Below are 3,050 nucleotides of genomic sequence, written 5' to 3'. Positions count from 1 at the left end.
GTTGATTCTTGGTATTCCTGTGTATATTCTGAAATTTTTTCGACCTTGTAAGTAAGGTGTTGCCTGTCCTGTATTGGTAACAGGATTGAATTTTTCATACTCGTTATGAGCATAAGCAACCACACAGAAATAATAAGGCTTGTGATTGATCAAATCTTTTTCTCCCTCTGCAAATTGGTCTTCTACTACTCTAAATGTATGTTTGATACCTTGGTTCGTACCTTCTACTTGAATCGTTGGAACAGAAACATCAATTCCTAAATCCTCGTCATAAAATTTTTCCCAATTCGCAATCTTAGAAACATTATCATTTACATCTGTTTGGAAAATTAAACGTGCTTTTGTCTCGTCCTCCAACTCTGTTACAGAGATATTAGCATTTTGTACTTGGTATACTTTATATCCCTGAAAAGTATAGGTTGTATCCAATGGTGCAAAAGGCTTCAACTCACCTGGAGTTTCAGAATAACTTAATCCAAAATTATTTTGATTCTCATTATATGTTAAATTCAAGACCAGCTCTTCGTTCATTTCGATGACATCGATATATGGAGCATCGGGACCATCTATTATTTTAAAACAGTTATCAAATAAGTTCTGTGCTAATACATCTGCCTCTACCAATGGACGCAACGATGGGCATGGATAATCAGGAATACTTGGCACCCATACTACTCCTGAAATCATTTCATTGGTAGCTCCTGGTTTCAAGACAAATGGCCCTGAGGTATGTAAGAAACGCTGATCTAGCCCTGATAAACCTTCGCTACACATCGACCATGTTCCAGCACCGCTTTCATTTGGAAATGATGGAAACACATAAGGAGTCGGGGTTGCTGTTTGATTACCTGGGTCGTATCCATCCCCTCCTGCTGTAATTGGAGTTCCATTGGGCCAGTAGCCTGAAATCAGCCGATAGAAGCCTAATGTACTCGTAGGATCTCCCTTCGGATCAGAGTTGCTATTGATATGGTATTGGAAAGAAGATAATCCAATTTGTTTACCCGAAGAATCCAATGGCCCTCTAAAGTAATCTACTCCCAAAGCTGGTACTTCCGTTCCGTACCCAGGAAAAGCACCTCCCAAACAGTTACTTTCATCCAAAACATCTTGATTGTAAACATAGCCCATTCCTGTCACTGTATCGCAACCAATATAATCATCTGTTGGGCAACCTAAAGCGGGATCCGTCCACAGGGAGAAATAGGTGCTGTTTAATGCCAATTTATTTCTATTTAATAACTTGTACCGATAGAAAGACATATCGTTAATAGAATTCGTAGTTGTATACCCAAAAGCCATTGCCTGAATCTCCATTTTCATAGCTTGTCCTGACGAATGTCCATGTAAATTACCATTATCATTATACACCCACCAAGTCATTTGATCCGCATAAACTGGATTGTTATAATTTGAACTTTCACAACCTGACACTTCTATAATTGGATGATCTCCTTGATAAGGATCGTAGATACCATTACCATCATAATCTATAAACGGTGCCAATTCTTGATTGTAATCACGAATATCAAATCCATGTATTGTTAGGAAATGTGGATTCCCTTTTGCAGGCCATCCCAATAATCCTTTCGAAGGAGTATTTTGTACACCAGGGTTCAGTGGATCTAAATGGTCAGCCCTTAAAGCATCAATATCACTCCCTAATACCGTAAAATGTAAGTCCCAACGCTCACAATCTATTTTTTCGATGGTTCCCAAGTCAGGATCTAGTGGTCCTGTCCAATAGTCATTCCCTCTACTTCGATAAGTTTGAGCAGCAAGAATTAGATTTCCACCATCATCATAAGCCCCTAACCAAATCGCTCCTGCAAACAATGCCGATACCTCAGGTTCGCCAGAAGCTGGATCTATATTAGGAACAACATAATGAGATTCTACGCCATCCCACCATATATCCCCTCCTGCTCGTAATCTTGCCCGTACATTATTGATATTTAAATCGGTTTGCGCTCTAGAACCAATACAAGATGAACGAAATGTTTTGGTTGTATTTGTATTCGCAGGTAGCGGGCTATTTTCGGTGTGCCCCAACTCTTGAGCATAAGCAAAAGGAAACCATGCTAAGTAAATGATTATACTAAGCCAATTGTTAATTTTTGTCATTTTTTACTGTTTTTAGGCAGGAGGTAATAATTAGTTACAAGATTGATAAACAATTCGCCCAAACAAGGCAATCATCAAAATGAATGATTCTATATCTTTAACAATGACCACTATACACACCAATGCTTTTATTTCTTTATAGAAAGAATCGATTTGATTAATATGTATTTAGCAGTCGTCGTTTAACCAAGACATCTACATTTCCATTTATTATTAGGGATATAAATAATCGTTCAAAAAATAACAAGTACCACGCAGTAGCAGCGCAGCTAAAACAGCCTTATTTTTTGTTATTATTTTTTCTGACCTCTTACTTACTAAGTTAGGGTATTCTAAGAAAAGCACTTGCTATTTGATCAATAAATTCACACAATTTTACATTTTTATAGAAAAAATAAGGCTCAAAGAAAATTCTCTGAGCCTTAATTTTTTTACAAACGTTGAGCATCAAATGCTCGATTGATGATAAAGCTTTTTAATACTTTAGATCCTACTCCTTCCACTTTGACATGAATCAAGTAAACACCTCCAGCTACAGGAACTCCTGCATAATTTTTCAAATCCCAATTGATAGATGTTGTGATTTGTTCATCTGATTCTGGTCCATTGGTTCCCAATCCTACTCTTGCAATTCCATTTCTTGCACCTCCTGAGCCTAATGTATTTTTATACTCTTGAGCTATTTTAAACTCTTTTACAAATCGTCCATCCAATGAGTAAATACGGATGTCACATTTTGCAGGAATGTTGGTTATCTTAACTACATTATCCGTCTCTTTTACCTCGTAATCTGAATAAGCATAGTATGGATTCGGTACTACTCGCATCAAATCTAAAGCACTGGTGGCTTTTTCTGTATCCTCTTTCGTTGGTTGCAAACCATCCAAGCTAAATTCATACAATGGATAACCCAAGTTCTCATACGT

At 37.4% G+C, this 3,050-nt stretch carries 2 pseudogenes; both read right to left on the bottom strand.

Annotation, left to right across the window (positions count from 1 at the left end):
- Window positions 1-2,124, bottom strand: a pseudogene (locus tag CG11_RS28890) (hypothetical protein); the annotation flags it as partial.
- A 431-nt stretch (window positions 2,125-2,555) separates the two neighbouring features.
- Window positions 2,556-3,050, bottom strand: a pseudogene (locus CG11_RS30755) (hypothetical protein); the annotation flags it as partial.

The organism is Aureispira sp. CCB-QB1 (genome assembly GCF_000724545.1).
GTDB lineage: Bacteria > Bacteroidota > Bacteroidia > Chitinophagales > Saprospiraceae > Aureispira.
The sequence above is the reverse complement of the archived record's forward strand: the minus strand, read 5'-3'. Positions and strand labels throughout refer to the sequence as shown.